This is a genomic window from Streptomyces sp. NPDC101152 (genome assembly GCF_044768275.1).
Lineage (GTDB): Bacteria > Actinomycetota > Actinomycetes > Streptomycetales > Streptomycetaceae > Streptomyces.
Map to the genome: position 1 here is coordinate 18804 of NZ_JBIWPO010000013.1, position 15525 is coordinate 34328.

Genomic DNA, 15525 nt, shown 5'->3' on the forward strand with positions numbered 1-15525 from the left:
CACTTTCCTCTAGGTACCTACTATACGGAGGATGCTAACGTCGAAGACAGAGCCCGACCGCTGCCAACTCTCCCTCTTCTTCACGCCTTTCTTCTTCACGACCTTGGAGTTCTCATGATCGTTGTCACCGGAGCCTCCGGAAACGTCGGCCGTCCCCTCGTCGAGGCCCTCACCACGGCGGGCGAGAAAGTCACGGCCGTCTCCCGCAGCCCCCTGTCCTACGACCTTCCGGAGGGAGCGCGGCATGTCCGCGCCGACCTCGCCGATCCCCTCACCCTCGGCCCCGCGCTGGACGGCGCGGACGCCCTGTTCATCCTGCTGGCAGGCGAGCTGCTCGGCGGCGGCGCGCCCGCCGCCGAGGTCCTGGCCGCGGTCCGGGAGGCCGGCGTGCGGCGCGTGGTGCTGCTCTCCTCGCAGATCAACGGCACCCGCCCCGACGCCCTCTCGCACGGCCGGCTGCGGGAGTTCGAAGAGGCCGTACGCTCCTCGGGCCTGGACTGGACGATCCTGCGTCCGGGCGGCTTCGCCTCCAACGCCTACGCCTGGATCGAGACCGTCCGCACGCAGCGCGCGGTGATCGCCCCGTTCGCCGACGTGGCGCTGCCGGTCGTGGACCCGGCGGACATCTCCGAGGTCGCCGCCGTCGTCCTGCGCGACGAGGGCCACTCCGGGCAGACCTACGAGCTGACCGGCCCGGCCGCCGTCACCCCGCGCCAGCAGGCGGCGGCGCTGGCGAAGGCGCTCGGCGAGGAGGTGGGTTTCGTGGAGCTGACCCGCGAACAGGCCCGCGAGCACATGGCGCAGTTCATGCCCGAGCCGGTGATCGAGGGCACCCTCGACATCCTCGGCGAGCCGCTCCCCGCCGAACAGCGGGTCAGCCCCGACGTCGAGCGGATCCTCGGCCGCCCGGCGGGCTCCTTCGCCGGATGGGCCGAGCGCAACGTCCACGCCTTCAAGTGACGGCGTCCTGAGCCAGTGCCGCCGGCGCCTTCGAGCAACTCCGCGCCGCGGCCCCCAGCACCGCCCCGGACCCGCACATCCCCCGCCGGGTCCGGGGCGGGCCATCCGCACGAGCGAACGCAGGGAGACCGTCCATGGAAGCCGCAGCGACCGACGCCGCGACCGCGACCGCGCGACTGCTCCACCTCACGCGTGAGGCACCCCCGGCCGATCCGGAGCAACTGGGGGACTGGCTGGACGCTGCCGCCGCGCAGCTCGGATCGACCCTCACCCACCTGACCGCCCTGTGCGGCACACTCCGCGACGCCACGCCGCTCAGCTTTCACCACCCGCAACTGACCCGGTGCGCCGCCCACTTGGCCGAGGCCTCGACAACCTGGGACCAGCTCCGATCGAACCGCACCTGCCTCGGGGTCCTCTGACCGTCAGGACACCGGGACCCGGGTGAAGCGGCCCGCCACGTGCAGGTCGGACTCGACGAGGTCGGCGGTTCGGCGGAGTTCGGGAAGGATGTCCCGTACGCACTCCTCGACCGTGTGCCGGGCGGCGTGCACCGCGACGTCCAGGGCGGCGACGGTGTGGCCCGTGTGGTCGCGGACCGGGACCGCGATGGAGCGCAGGCCCTCCTCCAGTTCCTCGTCGACCACGGCGTAGCCCTGGGAGCGGACGTCACCCAGGTCGGCCGCTACGCCCGGCGTGTCCGCCAGCAGGACCCGGCCCATCGACGTCGCGTACGCGGGCAACCGGGTGCCCACCGTGATGTCGACGCTCATCACGCGGCGCGTGGCGACCCGGGCCGTGTACTGGATGTCGGTTCCGGACAGGACCGACAGCGAGGTCGACTCGTGGACGCGGGCGGCGAGTTCGGTCATGTGCGGCGCGGCGATCTCGGGGAGGGACGTGCGGGAGAGGGGCGGGAAGCCGAGGGACAGGACGCGGGGGGTCGGTGCGAACAGGCGGTCCTCGGCGCGTACGAGGCCGAGGTGCTCGTACGTGATCAGGGCCCGGCGTGCCGTCGCCCGGGGCAGGCCCGTCGCCTGGGCGACCTGGGTGAGGGTCAGGGCGGAACGTCCCTCGCCGAAGGCGGTCAGCACCGTCAGGCCGCGGGCCAGGGACTCGACGAACTCCCGGCCCAGTTCCTGCTTCGACGCGCCGGTCCAGGTCGCCAGGCCGGACGGCGGCGGCGTGGGGTGAGGAGGGGGCGCCGCGGCCAGGTCGGCCTCCATCGCCCGTACCGCGGCGCGCAGGCGGGGGAGGAGGGTGGCGCGGAGGTCCGCCGCGGTGTGCCGGCTGGTGTGGCTCACCACGTTCGCGGCGCACGCGACGCGTCCGGTGCGCGGGTCCCGTACCGGCACGGAGACCGCGACCAGCCCCGGCTCGATCAGTTGGTCGTCCAGGGCGCAGTCGTCCAGGCGGGCCGCCGCGACCCGGCGCTCGAAGCTGCCGTCGTCGCCGTGCCCGGCCGGTGACTCCCTGGGCGGTACCGCGGGAAAGCCGCGGTCCTCCGGGTCCGCCGCCCGGCGTTCGCGCCACGCCCGCCAGTCGGCGTCCGTCCACTCGGTCGCGAACAGGGCGCCCGGTGCGGTGCGTTCGGCCGGCAGGAGGTCGCCGATGCGGAAGCTGAGGGACATCGCGCGGCGGCGGGTGGCCTGGTGGATGAAGCGGATGCCGTCGCGGTCGGCGACGGCCAGGGACACCGACTCGTCCAGCTCGTCGGCGAGGGCGTCCGCGTGCGCGTCCAGGAGCGCCGGCAGACGGAGGGCGGCGAGGTAGGCGTTGCCCAGTTCCATCAGGCGGGGGGCGAGGACCGCGTCGCGGCCGTCGAGGCGGACGTACCCCATGCGGGCCAGGGTGGCGGTGACGCGGTCGACCGTGGAACGGGCCAGGCCCGTCGCCCGTTCCAGCGCGCTCAGACTCAGCGTGCCGCCCGCCTCCGTGAGCCGGTGCAGCACGGCGACCCCGCGGATCAGTGGCGCGACCGCCTCGGCCGGTACGACGGGAGAGGCGGCGTCGAGATCGGGGTCGGGGTTCGCGGGCATCGGCTCTCCGGTACGGCGGTCACGGCAGCCCTACCGTAATGCGCCCGGGCGCTGAGCAGGTCGGACGGCGACCCTCTGCCGGCCGCCTCCCGGCCTCACCCTCGCGTCACCGCCACCTGATAGCCCCCTGACCCGTCCACCCCCAGCACCTCGACCCGGACCCTGCTCTTCGCGTCGCTGAACACCTCACCGGGTGCGTAGGTCGCGTCGGACAGTTCGGCCTGGACGTTCGGGCTGCGGGTGCAGCCGCCGCTGTCGGGGTGGGAGTCGTAGACCTTCACCGGTCCCATCCCGGTGTCCACGTCGGCGTCGACCTCGTAGACGAGGACGCCGGGGCGGCAGACCGCCTCGTCGTTGCCTTCGGGGGTGCGCAGTTCCAGGGCGTACCCGGTGTGCGGGCCGAGGGGGATGAAGACCAGTTTCGGGCCGCCCGCGCGAGCCAGCGGGGTGAGGGTGTACTCCGCCGTGCCGCGGGTCGACGCGCAGCTGACCTGTGTGGGGTCGAGCCAGCCGAGCTTCCACTTGTGCCAGCCGAGGAAGTCGTTGTTGGCGCCCCAGTCCTCGCTCATGATGTCCCAGTGGCCGACCGACCCCCCGCCTTCCTGGGTGTACAGGTCGGGCAGTCCGAAGGCATGCCCGTTCTCGTGCGGCAGCACGCGGTAGCCGGTCCGGGCGTACGAGCCCGAGCCGTCGTCCTGGCGGGAGTAGACGAAGGACGCGTTGGCGATGGGGACGCCGTCCGCGACGGGGGCGTCCGCGTTGCCGGCGAAGGTGACGGACAGGACCGTGTCCAGGGCGGACGGCCCCGCGTTCGGGGTCACCAGGACGTTCAGGAAGTCGTAGGTGCGGAAGTCGACCTGGGGATCGGCGGCGCTCACGATGTCCTGGAGCAGCTCGCGGTAGCCGGGGTCGAAGGGGGCGCCGCGCTCTATGCCGTAGGCCTTGAACGGCTTCGGCATGCGCAGCCAGTGCCGGATCGGGGTCTCGGGGCGGTAGTCGAGGCGGCCGTAGGAGGCGGTGCGATACCACTGGCGGGTCTTCGGGAAGAACTCGCGGAAGCGGTCGAGGGCGTCGCCCGGGCCCGGCGCGTCCGAGAAGTCGATCATCAGGGTCAGGGCGTGGACGGTGCCCGTCGAGCGGGAGTAGCCGGCCGTGGTGGGCACGCCCTCGGACATCTGGACGGTGCGGTTGCCGTTGATCAGGCAGGGGGTGAGCGCGGCGCTGCGGGCCATCGCGGTCGGGCCGGCTGCCGTGCGGCCCGTCCTGAGGTGTGCCGTGCCGGCGGAGGTGGCGACCATCAGGATGAGCGCGGTCGCGGCGGCGACGGCGGCCGCCCGGCGCGGGGGTATCCGACGGCTGAGCGGCATGCACGGGCCTTTCGTCCATGGCAGCCGCCGTTCCCGGGCTGCGCCCTTTCGATCACCCTGGTTCGGGGAAAGGACGACCGCCCGCTGAACGAGTCCGAACGGGGTCCGAACCGCGCTCTCAGCGGGACCCGGACGGTGTCCGCGGCAGGTCCGGGCGGGGTCCGAGCGCGGGGTCCGGACGGAATCTGGACCGGGCTGAGACGGGTCGGGGCGGGATCCGGACAGGGTGTGAGCGGGGTCCGGACGGGATCCCAGGGGCCGGTCCGGGCGGGGTTCGGACGGGGTGAGCGGGTTCCGGGCGGGATCTCGACCGGTCCGGGCAGGGGCGGGGCGGGGCATGAGCGGGGTCGGGCGGGATCTGGGCCGGGTCTGAGCGGGGTAGGAGCGGGGTCCGGGGGGCGTTCGGACGTCCGGGTGGGGGCTGAGCCGGGTTCGGGCGCGGGGCGGGGTCCCGGCCGGCCCGGGCGGGGTCTCAGCCGCGTCTGGACCGGGGGCCTGGTGGGGGCCGAAGCGGACTGGGAACGGGCGGGGGCCGAACCGAGTCCGAGCCGGGCCCGAAGGGTGTTCTGCCGGGTAAACGCGGGTGTGACCCAGGTCACAAAAAATCAGGTCGGGTCCGGGAAATAACCGGGGACGCTTTCCCCGTTTAACCCTTCGTCCGAGCGAAACGGGGAACGTCTCCCCGGATCGCAGCCCCATCGGCGAGATCGACCACGCAGCCCGTCGATGGGCCCAGAACCAGAGGAGGACACCGTGACCGCCACGACGACCGCGCAGCCCGCACAGCGCAAGGTGACCCGGCCCCGCGCCGACGCCCTGCGCAACCGGGAGCGGATCGTCACCGCCGCCCGCGAGATGTTCACCGAGTACGGCCCCGACGTGCCACTCGACGAGATCGCCCGCCGGGCCGGCGTCGGCAACGCCACGGTGTACCGCAACTTCCCCGACCGCGACGCGCTCGTCCGCGAGGTCGTCTGCTCCGTCATGGACCGGACGGCGGAGGCGGCCGAGCAGGCGCTCGCGGAGCACGGGGACGCCTTCGAGGCGCTGGAGCGTTTCGTGCACACGTCAGCCGACGAACGCGTCAGCGCCCTGTGCCCGATGGTCTCCAGCACCTTCGACAAGAACCACCCCGATCTCGAAGCGGCCCGCGAGCGGTGCGAGCAGATCATCGAGGAGGTCATGGACCGCGCCAGGTCGGCCGGCCAGCTCCGCCCCGATGTCGGCGTCGGCGACCTGATGGTCGCCGTTGCCCAGCTCAGCCGGCCGCCGGCCGGCATGGACTGCCTCGGCGGCGACCGCTTCGTCCACCGTCATCTGCAGCTGTTCCTGGACGGACTGCGGGCCCCGGCCCGCTCGGTCCTGCCGGGTGCGGCCGCCACCATGGAGGATCTGCGCCGGCAGTGACCGACCCGACCGATTAGTTCAGCGCTCCACACCAGTCCCAATCTCCGAACCGCACGGCCGTCGACGAGGACCGGCCGTCGGCCTTCGTCTCCGTTTTTCGAAGCTTCCGAAGCCTTTCGAAGCTTGCCGAAGCTATCCGTCACGAAGTCCCGAAGTGGGTACACCCATGTCTGAAACAGCCGCAAAGGCTCCCGGCAGCACCCCAGGTGCCGCCGACTCCAATCGCTGGAAGGCGCTCGTCTTCATCGCGCTGGCCCAGCTGATGGTCGTCCTCGACGCCACCATCGTGAACATCGCGCTGCCCTCCGCCCAGCACGACCTGGGCATCTCCGACGGCAACCGGCAGTGGGTCGTCACGGCCTACGCGCTCGCCTTCGGCGGTCTGCTGCTCTTCGGCGGCCGCATAGCCGACCTGTGGGGCCGCAAGCGGGCCTTCGTCATCGGCCTGACCGGCTTCGCCGCCGCCTCCGCGCTCGGCGGGGCGGCCACCACCGGCGCCATGATGTTCGGCGCCCGCGCCCTGCAGGGCGTCTTCGGCGCCATGCTCGCGCCCGCCGCGCTCTCCCTGCTCGCCGTGATGTTCACGGACGCCAAGGAGCGCGCCAAGGCCTTCGGCATCTACGGCGCGATCGCTGGCGGCGGCGGCGCCGTCGGCTTCATCCTCGGCGGTGTGCTGACCGAGTACCTGGACTGGCGCTGGACGTTCTTCGTCAACATCCCGTTCGCCATCGTCGCGGCGCTCGGCGCGTACTTCGTCATCCGTGAGCCCGAGGGCGGCCGCAACCGCAACCCGCTCGACATCCCCGGTGTGCTGCTGTCCACCCTGGGTCTGATCTCGCTGGTCTACGGCTTCACCCGGGCCGAGACCGACGGCTGGGGCGACTCCATGACCGTCGGCCTGTTCATCGCCTCCGCCGTCCTCCTGCTGGCCTTCGTCGTCACCGAGGCCAGGGTCAAGGCGCCGCTGCTGCCGCTGCGCGTGGTGACCGACCGCAACCGCGGCGGCATCTACCTCTCGCTCGGCATCGCCATTATCGCGATGTTCGGCACCTTCCTCTTCCTGACCTACTACCTCCAGGTCGTGAAGGGCTTCTCGCCGATCAAGACCGGCTTCGCCTTCCTGCCGATGATCGCCGGCATGATGGTCGGCTCCACCCAGATCGGCGCCCGTCTGATGACCCGGGTCCCGGCCCGGCTGCTGATGGGCCCCGGCTTCCTGGTCGCCTCGGTCGGCATGCTGCTGATGACGCAGCTGGAGATCGGCTCGTCGTACGCCTCGACGATCCTGCCCGCCATGCTGCTGCTCGGTCTCGGCATGGGTACGGCGTTCATGCCGGCCATGTCCCTGGCCACCCTGGGCGTCGAGCCCCGGGACGCCGGTGTCGCCTCCGCGATGGTCAACACCTCGCAGCAGGTGGGCGGCGCGATCGGCACCGCCCTGCTGAACACGATCGCCGCGTCCGCGACGACCGCGTACATCAAGGACCACATCGCCGGTGCGGCCTCCAAGTCGCAGCAGCAGCTGGTGGCCCTGCAGGGCCAGGTGCACGGCTACACCAACGCGATCTGGTTCGCCGTCGGCATGCTGGTGGCCGCCGCGGTCATCGTGGTGACGCTGGTCAACGCCGGCACCCCCGGCTCGAACACCGTCGCCGGCTCCGAGGAGGGCGTCGAGGACGAACTCGCCGTCCCGGTGGTCGCCCACTGACGGCCCCCGACCGGCCGTAGCCGTACCCCTTCGGAATCACCGACCATCCGTACGCAGGGGGAAGGGGACGCCCCCCGCGTACACCCCGGGACCTGCCCTGGTCTTCGCTGAGTGAGCGGCTCAGCGGAGCCAGGGCAGGTCCGCGCCCGCCTCGTTGGGCTGCAGGCCCTCGGCGACGATCTGCATGATCTCGCCGAGGGTCTCCTGCTGTTCGGGGGTCAGCCGCGCGAAGACGGCCTGCCGGACGGCCGTGACATGGCCAGGCGCGGTGCGCTCCAGCACCTCCCGGCCGGCCGGCGTCAGGACCGCGAACTGGCCGCGCTTGTCGGAGGGGCAGTCCTCGCGGCGCACCCAGCCGTTCTTCTCCAGCCGGGCGATCGCGTGCGAGAGCCGGGAGCGGGTGATCTTCGACTTCATCGCCAGCTCGGTCATCCGCAGCCGCTGGCGCGGGGCCTCGGCGAGGCCGACGAGGAGGCCGTAGTACATGTGCGGCATGCCCGCGTCCCGCTGGAGCTGACGGTCGAGGTGGTCCTCGAGGAGCGTCGTGGCGTGCCAGTAGGAGCGCCAGATGCGCTGTTCCTCATCGGTGAGCCAGCGGGGCTCGGTCTCGTCAGCGGATGCGGATGCCGTATTCATGTATCTACTGTACGAGGCCTCTCCTTGAAAATTAAACAAATGCGGCGTAAGCTCCGTTCAGAGAGTTTGAGAATTCAACCATCAGGGAGCTGTCGTCATGTCCGCCGCCACGCAGGAGCGCATGCCCGCGCTCTACCTCAGCCACGGCGCCCCGCCGCTCGCGGACGACCCGATCTGGCCCGGTGAACTCGCCGCCTGGTCGGCAGACCTGCCCCGCCCCAAGGCGATCCTCATGGTCTCCGCCCACTGGGAGGAGGCCCCGCTCGCTCTCGGCGCGGTACGCACGGTCCCGCTGGTCTACGACTTCTGGGGCTTCCCCGAGCACTACTACCAGGTGCGCTACGAGGCACCGGGCGCCCCCGAACTCGCCGAGTCCGTGCGCAAGTTGCTGCGCGCCCCGGGCACCCCCGTGCAGGACATCCCGGACCGCGGCCTGGACCACGGCGCGTACGTGCCGCTCGTCGAGATGTTCCCGGCCGCAGACATCCCGGTCCTGCAGATCTCCATGCCGACCCTCGACCCGGTCAGGCTGATGGAGATCGGCCGCAAGCTGGCGCCGCTGCGCGACGAGGGTGTACTGATCGTCGGCTCCGGGTTCTTCACCCACAACCTGGCCGCCCTGCGCCACGCCGGCAGCGGCGTGCCGACCTGGTCCTCGGAGTTCGACGACTGGGGGCACCGGGCGCTGGAGAACCGGGACTGGGACAGCCTGCTCGACTTCCTCGACAAGGCCCCGGCCGGCCGCTACGCCCACCCGCGCACCGAGCACTTCGCCCCGCTGTTCGTCACGATGGGCGCCGCGGAGGCGGCCGGTGAGCTGGACGGGCAGAAGTCGGTGATCGACGGCTTCTGGATGGGGATGGCGAAGCGGTCGGTGCAGTTCGGCTGAGAGGCCCTGCCTGCGGCCCCTGCAGCCCGCCTCAGAGCTCCTTCTCGTACCAGGCGACGTCCCAGTAGCGGCCGAACTTCCGGCCCACCTCCCGGTAGGTGCCGACGTGCCGGAACCCGAAGCGTTCATGCAGCCGCGTGGACGCTTCGTTGGGCTGGGCGATGCCCGCGTACGCGCGGTGCAGGTCCTCGCCGGCCAGGGACGCGAAGAGGGCCTTGTAGAGGAGGGTGCCGATGCCGCGTCCGCCCGCGTGCGGGGCGACGTACACCGTGACCTCCACCGAGGTCCCGTAGGCGGGCTTGGGCCGGTAAGGGCTGGATGTGGCGTAACCCAGAATTTCCTGTGTGTCCGCGTCTGCGGCAACCTTCAGGCGGTGCGGTCCGTCTTCAGGGTGGGAGAGCAGCCAGGGGCGGCGCTCCTCGGCAGTGAACACAGCCGTATCGAATGTGATCGGCGTCTCACGTACGTAGTGGTTGTAGAGGTCGGTGAGGGCTTCGAGGTCAGCCTCGACTCCCGGTCTGACCTGCACCTCCGTACGCTGCGGCGACATCTGGCCTCCTCGTGTGGCCGGACAGGGTACTGCATGATCAGAAAAATGGGAGGACGGGTTGGGAATTCTGTCCGGATTCCAGTCGTTGTTTCCAACGGATGCAGGGCACCCGACCACAGTGCTGAGCGGTACTCGAAGGCGAGTGCCCGGCGTCTGAGACAGGACAACCCGCCAGCCCACCATTGCAAGGGAGCACGCATGGCAACCCGTGCCGTCGCCCGTCGTCAGTCCGCCACCGGCGAGACCGTCGACACGGCAAGCAGTGTTCGCGCACATGGCGGCGAGATCGCAGACCGCGACCTGGTCGGCATGTACCTCGACGAGATAGCGCGCACACCGCTGCTCGACGCCGCCAAGGAGGTCGAGCTGTCCCAGATCATCGAGGCGGGTGTGTTCGCGCGACAGGTTCTCGACGGGTACGAGGAGTCCAAGGCCGACGCCTCCCGCGAGGAGCTGGAGGCCCTGGTCGCCGAGGGCGAGCGGGCCAAGGACGTCTTCATCCGCTCCAACCTCCGCCTGGTCGTGGCCGTGGCCCGCCGCTACCCCCGCAGCGGTCTGCCCCTGCTCGACCTGATCCAGGAGGGCAACGCGGGTCTGGTGCGCGCGGTCGAGAAGTTCGACTACGCCAAGGGCTTCAAGTTCTCGACCTACGCGACCTGGTGGATCCGTCAGGCCATCACGCGCTCGATAGCCGACCAGTCCCGCACCATCCGGCTGCCCGTCCACCTGGTGGAGGAGCTGGGCCGGATCCGCCGTGTCCAGCGCGAGTTCAACCGTGAGCACGGCCGCGACCCGGAGCCCGCGGAGATCGCCGCCGAGCTCGGCTCCACCGCGGACCGGGTGATCGACGTCCTGGACTGGGCCCGTGACCCGGTCTCCCTCAACATGTCGGTGGACGACGAGGGCGAGACCCAGTTCGGCGACCTGCTGGAGGACACCTCGGCGGTCTCGCCGGAGCAGTCGGTCCTGACCCTCCTGCGCAGCGAGGAACTGGACGACCTCATCGGCCGCCTCGAACCGCGCACCGCGTCCATCATCAAGATGCGCTACGGCATCGAGGACGGCCGCGAGCGCACGCTGACCGAGGTCGGCAAGGAGCACGGGCTGACGCGCGAGCGCATCCGTCAGATCGAGAAGCACGCCCTGCTGGAGCTGAAGAAGCTGGCCCGCAGCACCGGCTTCGAAGCGGCGGCGTAGGGCGCCGCAGAGCCACCCTGCCGGTGGGCACCGGGACGCGCGGGCGGCCCGGTGCACGGCGGTCGGCGTGCGACGGTCGGTGACCGCGTACGCCGGGTGGCTCAAGACAGCGCAAACATGGCGGTGTTACGCCGCTTCAACCGTCGAAGGCGGGGAACAAGACTTCAGGGCACGGGAGTTCGACCCACAAGGCCGACCCTGAAGCCTCAAAAGGTCCAGTCCAGACGACCTCTGACCCCCCGACCGCCCGGTCCCCCGACCACTGGACTCCCTGACCCCTCGAGCCAAGTCCCGACGCACATCCCCCCCGGCGCCGGGACCTTCCCGAGTCGGGCTTCGGCGCCCTTCCCCCCGGGCGCCGGGGCCCGGCTTCTTTCCGCGCCGATCGCGGGCCCTTCGGGTCGTGCGGGCGTGCCGGAGGGCGGGTCACCCCGGACCTGAACCCCGGGGTGGCCCGCCGAATGGCAGATTGTGCCACACCGGCATAGCCTGCCGGCGTGAGCAGCTCCACCCCCGCACCGGACCAACGCCCGCCCTCGCTCTCCCTCACCGAGCGGCGCAAGGCCGCGACCAGAATGGAGATCGCCCGCGCGGCGGCCGGACTGTTCATGCGTCAGGGCCTGCGAGCCACTCGGGCGGAGGACATCGCGCAGGCCGCGGGTGTCGCGCCGCGCACGTTCTACCGCTACTTCGCGACCAAGGAGGAGGCCGTCGCCCCGCTGTACGCGACCGGCGCCCAGCGCTGGTCGGACGCGGTCGCCGAGGCCCCCGCCGACCTCTCCGTGCCCGAGGCCCTGGCACACGCGGTCCGGCACACCTTCACCCCGGGCGCGGGCGTCTCCACGTCCTCCTGGGACTTCGTTCGCACCCTGATCCGCCTGACCGACACGAGCCCGGCGCTCGGCAAGGTGTGGGCCGAGGTGTGCCACGAGGGGGAGGGCAGACTGGCGGAGGTGCTGGAGGAGCGGTTGCGTGACGACAACGTTGGCACGGGCTCCGGTTCCTCCCCGCTGCTGCGGTTCGCCGCCGCGGTGGCCTGTGCCGCGGTGAGGGTGGCCGTGGAGGCGTGGGCGGCCGGCGAGGCACCGCCGACGGGGCCGACGGGCCCCGCGGCGATCGCGCTGCGGAACCTGGAGGCGCTGCGGGACTTTCCGTGGGGGGAGATCGCGGGGGAGGGGCGGTAGGACGCCGGTATCCCCGGCCCGCCTCCGCCTCACCCACCCCCTGCCCGCAGCAGCCGTCCCCCCAACTCCCGTACACACTCCGCGAGTTCCGTCGGCTCCTGCACGGTGAATTCGAAGCCCGCCAGAGCCAGGCGGACCGCGGTCCAGTCCGGGGTGTCGCTGACCGTGGCCCGCAGGCGGCAGGACGCGGGGCCCAGCGGTTGTGGCGCCCCCAGCCACGCGGGCAGGCGCGCGGCGACGGCCTCGGCGGGGGCGGCGAAGGTGACCTCGAAGTCGTAGGACTCCTGCTGCCGCTGCATGGAGCGGCGCAGGTATTCGGCCGCGCTCCCCGTCGGCAGCTCCCGTGGGGTGAAGCGGGCGCCCGTCGCGAACGGGTCGCTCACCCGGTCGACGCGGAACGTCCGCCAGTCGGCGCGATCGAGGTCGTAGGCGACGAGGTACCAGCGGCGCCCGGTCGAGACCAGCCGGTACGGCTCCGTGAGGCGCCGCGACCCGGTGCCGTCCTTCGCGCGGTAGGCGAACCGCAGCCGCTCGTGCCCCGCCACCGTGGAGGCCATCACGGTCAGCGTCTCGGGCGCGATGCTCGCCCCGTCCCCGCTGGTCAGCGGCATCGTCGCGGCCTGCAGTGTGGAGACGCGGTGGCGCAGCCGGGAGGGCAGCACCTGCTCCAGTTTGGCCAGGGCCCGTACGGACGCCTCGTCCACCCCCTCCAGCGCGTGCCCGGCGCCGGCGCGCAGGCCGACCGCGATCGCCACCGCCTCCTCGTCGTCGAGCACGAGCGGGGGCATCGCCTTGCCCGCGACCAGCCGGTAGCCGCCGTCCGACCCCATCGTGGCCTGCACGGGATAGCCGAGTTCGCGCAGCCGGTCGATGTCGCGCCGGACCGTGCGCCGCGAGACCCCGAGCCGCTCGGCGAGCTCGCCGCCGGGCCACTCGCGCGGCGTCTGGAGGAGGGAGAGGAGCTGCAGGAGCCGTGCCGGGGTGTCCGTCGTCATGGGTTCGAGGATGCCCTACCACTAGGACATGGTCTGACCTACTGGAGTCGTAGCTTCACGGTATGACCTCCACCGAAACACCTGACGTGAGTACGGCCGTCGTAGCGGACCGACGTCGCTGGTTCGCGCTCGCGATCGTGATGACCGCGGCCTTCATGGACCTCGTCGACGTCACGATCGTCAACATCGCGATCCCCTCGATCCAGCGGGACGCGGGAGCGTCCTTCAGCCAGATCCAGTGGATCACCGCGGGGTACGCGCTGGCCTTCGCCGCCGGTCTGATCACGGGCGGACGCCTCGGTGACATTCACGGACGCAAACGGCTGTTCCTCGTCGGCATCGGCGGCTTCACCCTCGCCTCCGCGCTGTGCGGCTTCGCCGCGAACCCGGAGATGCTGGTCGCCTCGCGGATCCTGCAGGGCGGCATGGCGGCGATGATGGTGCCGCAGGTCCTCTCGATCGTGCACGCGACCTTCCCGGCGCACGAACGCGGCAAGGTCTTCGGCCTGTTCGGCGCGATCGTGGGTCTGGGCGCCGTCACCGGACCGCTGCTCGGAGCGCTGCTGACGGAGTGGAACCTCTTCGGTCTCGCATGGCGCCCCATCTTCCTGATCAACCTGCCCGTCGGCATCGCAGGCCTTGTCCTCGGCAGCCGCTTCATCACCGAGTCCAGGGCCCCGCGCGCGATGAAACTGGACCTGGTGGGCGTCGCGCTGGTCACGCTGGGCCTGCTGATGCTGCTCTACCCGCTGACCCGCGGTCGCGAGCTGGGCTGGCCGCTGTGGGGGTACGGCTCGATGGCCGGCGCGGTCGTGGTCTTCGGGGTGCTGGTGGCGTACGAGCGGAGGAAGGCGGTCCGGGACGGCTCGCCGTTGATCGAGCTCTCGCTGTTCCGCGTCAAGAGCTTCGCGGCCGGGATCGCCGTGCAGACCGTCTTCGGTGTCGCGCTCGGCGTGTTCTTCCTGGTGTGGACGCTGTACATGCAGGTCGGGCTGGGCTGGAGCCCACTGCGGGCGGGGCTCACGGGCGTTCCGTTCTCGATCGCGGTCTCCACGGCGGCCGGGCTGTCCGTGCAGCAGCTCGTGCCCCGGTTCGGGCGCGGGGTGCTCCAGGCGGGCGCGCTGCTGATGGCGGTCGGCGTGCTGCTCTACATCGGGGAGTCCGAGCGGTACGGGCCGGCCATCGCCTCCTGGCAGATGGCGCTGCCGCTGGTCGTGATGGGCATCGGCATGGGGTTGATCGTCGCGCCGCTGACGGACGCGGTGCTGTCGGACGTACCGCGCGAGCACGCGGGCTCGGCGTCCGGGCTGATCAACACCGTGCAGCAGATGGGCAACGCCCTGGGGCTCGGACTGGTGTCGGTCGTGTTCTTCGGTGAGGTCGGCGACCGGCTGCGGCCCGCCCAGGTGGGGCCGGCGTTCGTGAACGCCTTTCAGCACGCGCTGGTGTGGGTGGCGGTCGTCATGGGCGCGATCTTCGTGCTGATGTTCGCGCTGCCGAGGCGGCCGGCCCAGCATGTCGAGGGTGGCGGTACGGCCTCGTCCGGGCGCTCCGTGCGCGAGGAGGAGCCGCAGCTGGTCGGCTGATCCGCCGCCGGGTCGTCCAAGGGTCCGTCCTCCATGCCATGGGGAGGGCGGGCCCTTCGTCTGTGCGTACCTGCCTTGACGCCCGTTTGTGTCCGCTCCATGCCCGAACCTGTTTACTTTCCGGAAATGCGGGCGTAGCCTCACGACTGAGGCCACAAGTTCGGGCATCAATCGGAAACAGTCGGACATCGGGTCGGAGGCGAACGGACATGTACGCACCGGAGCGGCAGCAGGAGATCCTCCGGCTCGCCCGTGACGGCGGCCGGGTGGACGTCGTGTCGCTGGCCGAGGAGTTCCAGGTCACGGCGGAGACGATCCGCCGGGACCTCAAGGCACTCGACCGCGCCGGCCTGGTCCGCCGGGTGCACGGCGGCGCCATCCCGGCCGGACGTCTCGACTTCGAGCCGGACCTCGCCGAGCGCGAGGGCACCTCCGCCGACGAGAAGGACCGCATCGCCAAGGCGGCCGTCGCGGAACTGCCCGTCGAGGGCACCCTGATCCTCGACGCCGGCACGACGGTGGCCCGCCTCGCGGCCGCCATCCCGCTGGAGTCCTCCCTCACCGTCGTCACCCACAGCCTGCCCATCGCTGCCCGCCTCGCCGACCACCCCGGCATCCAGCTCCACCTGGTCGGCGGGCGCGTACGGCACCGTACGCGCGCCGCCGTGGACGCCTGGGCGCTGCGCGCGTACGGAGAGATCCGGGCGGACGTCCTCTTCGTCGCGGCCAACGGCTTCTCCGCCGACCACGGCCTGACCACCCCCGACCTCGCCGAGGCCGCCGTCAAGCGCGCGGCCCTCGCCGCCGCCCGCCGCGTGGTGCTGCTCGCCGACTCCGCCAAGCACGGTCAGGAGCACTTCGCCCGCTTCGGCGACCTCAGCGACGTGGACCTGCTGATCACCGACAGCGGACTGAGCCAGGACGACGCCGTCGCCATCGAACGGGGCGGCACCGAAGTGCTGTGTGTCTAGAGCGGCACGCAAGTGCTGTGTGTTTCAGAAACGAGT

The 15525-nt window shown here is 71.6% G+C and carries 14 protein-coding genes; 9 read left to right on the plus strand and 5 right to left on the minus strand.

The window, feature by feature from the left end:
- The first annotated feature begins 114 nt into the window (after nucleotides 1-114).
- Together ACIRVK_RS19050 and ACIRVK_RS19055 are read left to right on the plus strand one after the other, a co-directional pair.
- Complete coding sequence (locus tag ACIRVK_RS19050; protein WP_404248410.1) at nucleotides 115-960, plus strand: SDR family oxidoreductase; 846 nt, start codon at nucleotides 115-117, stop codon at nucleotides 958-960.
- 134 nt (nucleotides 961-1094) lie between these two features.
- Nucleotides 1095-1382 carry a hypothetical protein gene (locus ACIRVK_RS19055; RefSeq protein ID WP_404248412.1) on the plus strand — a complete coding sequence of 96 codons (288 nt, stop codon included), beginning with the start codon at nucleotides 1095-1097 and terminating at the stop codon, nucleotides 1380-1382.
- Between the two features lie 3 nt (nucleotides 1383-1385).
- Here the strand turns inward: ACIRVK_RS19055 and ACIRVK_RS19060 are convergent, their stop codons facing one another.
- Both ACIRVK_RS19060 and ACIRVK_RS19065 read right to left on the minus strand, forming a co-directional pair.
- On the minus strand, nucleotides 1386-2999 hold the full coding sequence (locus tag ACIRVK_RS19060) for an IclR family transcriptional regulator C-terminal domain-containing protein (RefSeq protein ID WP_404248414.1): 1614 nt from the start codon (nucleotides 2997-2999) through the stop codon (nucleotides 1386-1388).
- 95 nt (nucleotides 3000-3094) lie between these two features.
- Complete coding sequence (locus ACIRVK_RS19065) at nucleotides 3095-4366, minus strand: M6 family metalloprotease domain-containing protein (protein ID WP_404248416.1); 1272 nt, start codon at nucleotides 4364-4366, stop codon at nucleotides 3095-3097.
- Between the two features lie 726 nt (nucleotides 4367-5092).
- Here ACIRVK_RS19065 and ACIRVK_RS19070 point away from each other — a divergent pair.
- Together ACIRVK_RS19070 and ACIRVK_RS19075 are read left to right on the plus strand one after the other, a co-directional pair.
- Nucleotides 5093-5773, plus strand: coding sequence for a TetR/AcrR family transcriptional regulator (locus ACIRVK_RS19070; RefSeq protein WP_404248418.1), 681 nt, complete (start codon nucleotides 5093-5095; stop codon nucleotides 5771-5773).
- Nucleotides 5774-5939: 166 nt separating this feature from the next.
- Nucleotides 5940-7481, plus strand: coding sequence for an MFS transporter (locus ACIRVK_RS19075; protein ID WP_404248420.1), 1542 nt, complete (start codon nucleotides 5940-5942; stop codon nucleotides 7479-7481).
- A gap of 120 nt (nucleotides 7482-7601) precedes the next feature.
- Here the strand turns inward: ACIRVK_RS19075 and ACIRVK_RS19080 are convergent, their stop codons facing one another.
- Entirely contained in the window at nucleotides 7602-8117 is a 516-nt protein-coding gene (locus ACIRVK_RS19080) for a MarR family winged helix-turn-helix transcriptional regulator (RefSeq protein ID WP_404248422.1), read from the minus strand.
- A gap of 97 nt (nucleotides 8118-8214) precedes the next feature.
- Here ACIRVK_RS19080 and ACIRVK_RS19085 point away from each other — a divergent pair, with 97 nt between their 5' ends.
- The gene (locus ACIRVK_RS19085; protein ID WP_404248424.1) at nucleotides 8215-9006 is read left to right on the plus strand and encodes a dioxygenase; all 792 of its coding nucleotides are present in this window, start codon (nucleotides 8215-8217) and stop codon (nucleotides 9004-9006) included.
- 31 nt (nucleotides 9007-9037) lie between these two features.
- Here ACIRVK_RS19085 and ACIRVK_RS19090 read toward each other — a convergent pair whose 3' ends face one another.
- Nucleotides 9038-9556 carry a GNAT family N-acetyltransferase gene (locus ACIRVK_RS19090; protein ID WP_404248426.1) on the minus strand — a complete coding sequence of 173 codons (519 nt, stop codon included), beginning with the start codon at nucleotides 9554-9556 and terminating at the stop codon, nucleotides 9038-9040.
- Between the two features lie 198 nt (nucleotides 9557-9754).
- Between ACIRVK_RS19090 and ACIRVK_RS19095 the strand changes: the two genes are divergently transcribed.
- On the plus strand, nucleotides 9755-10753 hold the full coding sequence (locus ACIRVK_RS19095) for an RNA polymerase sigma factor RpoD/SigA (RefSeq protein WP_404248428.1): 999 nt from the start codon (nucleotides 9755-9757) through the stop codon (nucleotides 10751-10753).
- Between the two features lie 497 nt (nucleotides 10754-11250).
- Nucleotides 11251-11937 carry a TetR/AcrR family transcriptional regulator gene (locus tag ACIRVK_RS19100; RefSeq protein WP_404248430.1) on the plus strand — a complete coding sequence of 229 codons (687 nt, stop codon included), beginning with the start codon at nucleotides 11251-11253 and terminating at the stop codon, nucleotides 11935-11937.
- Nucleotides 11938-11966: 29 nt separating this feature from the next.
- Here the strand turns inward: ACIRVK_RS19100 and ACIRVK_RS19105 are convergent, their stop codons facing one another.
- Nucleotides 11967-12932 carry a helix-turn-helix transcriptional regulator gene (locus tag ACIRVK_RS19105; protein ID WP_404248432.1) on the minus strand — a complete coding sequence of 322 codons (966 nt, stop codon included), beginning with the start codon at nucleotides 12930-12932 and terminating at the stop codon, nucleotides 11967-11969.
- 62 nt (nucleotides 12933-12994) lie between these two features.
- Between ACIRVK_RS19105 and ACIRVK_RS19110 the strand changes: the two genes are divergently transcribed.
- Both ACIRVK_RS19110 and ACIRVK_RS19115 read left to right on the plus strand, forming a co-directional pair.
- Nucleotides 12995-14518 carry an MFS transporter gene (locus ACIRVK_RS19110; protein ID WP_404248434.1) on the plus strand — a complete coding sequence of 508 codons (1524 nt, stop codon included), beginning with the start codon at nucleotides 12995-12997 and terminating at the stop codon, nucleotides 14516-14518.
- A 209-nt stretch (nucleotides 14519-14727) separates the two neighbouring features.
- Nucleotides 14728-15489: a DeoR/GlpR family DNA-binding transcription regulator gene (locus tag ACIRVK_RS19115; protein ID WP_404248436.1), complete on the plus strand. Its 762-nt coding sequence runs from the start codon at nucleotides 14728-14730 to the stop codon at nucleotides 15487-15489.
- Nucleotides 15490-15525 lie beyond the last annotated feature (36 nt).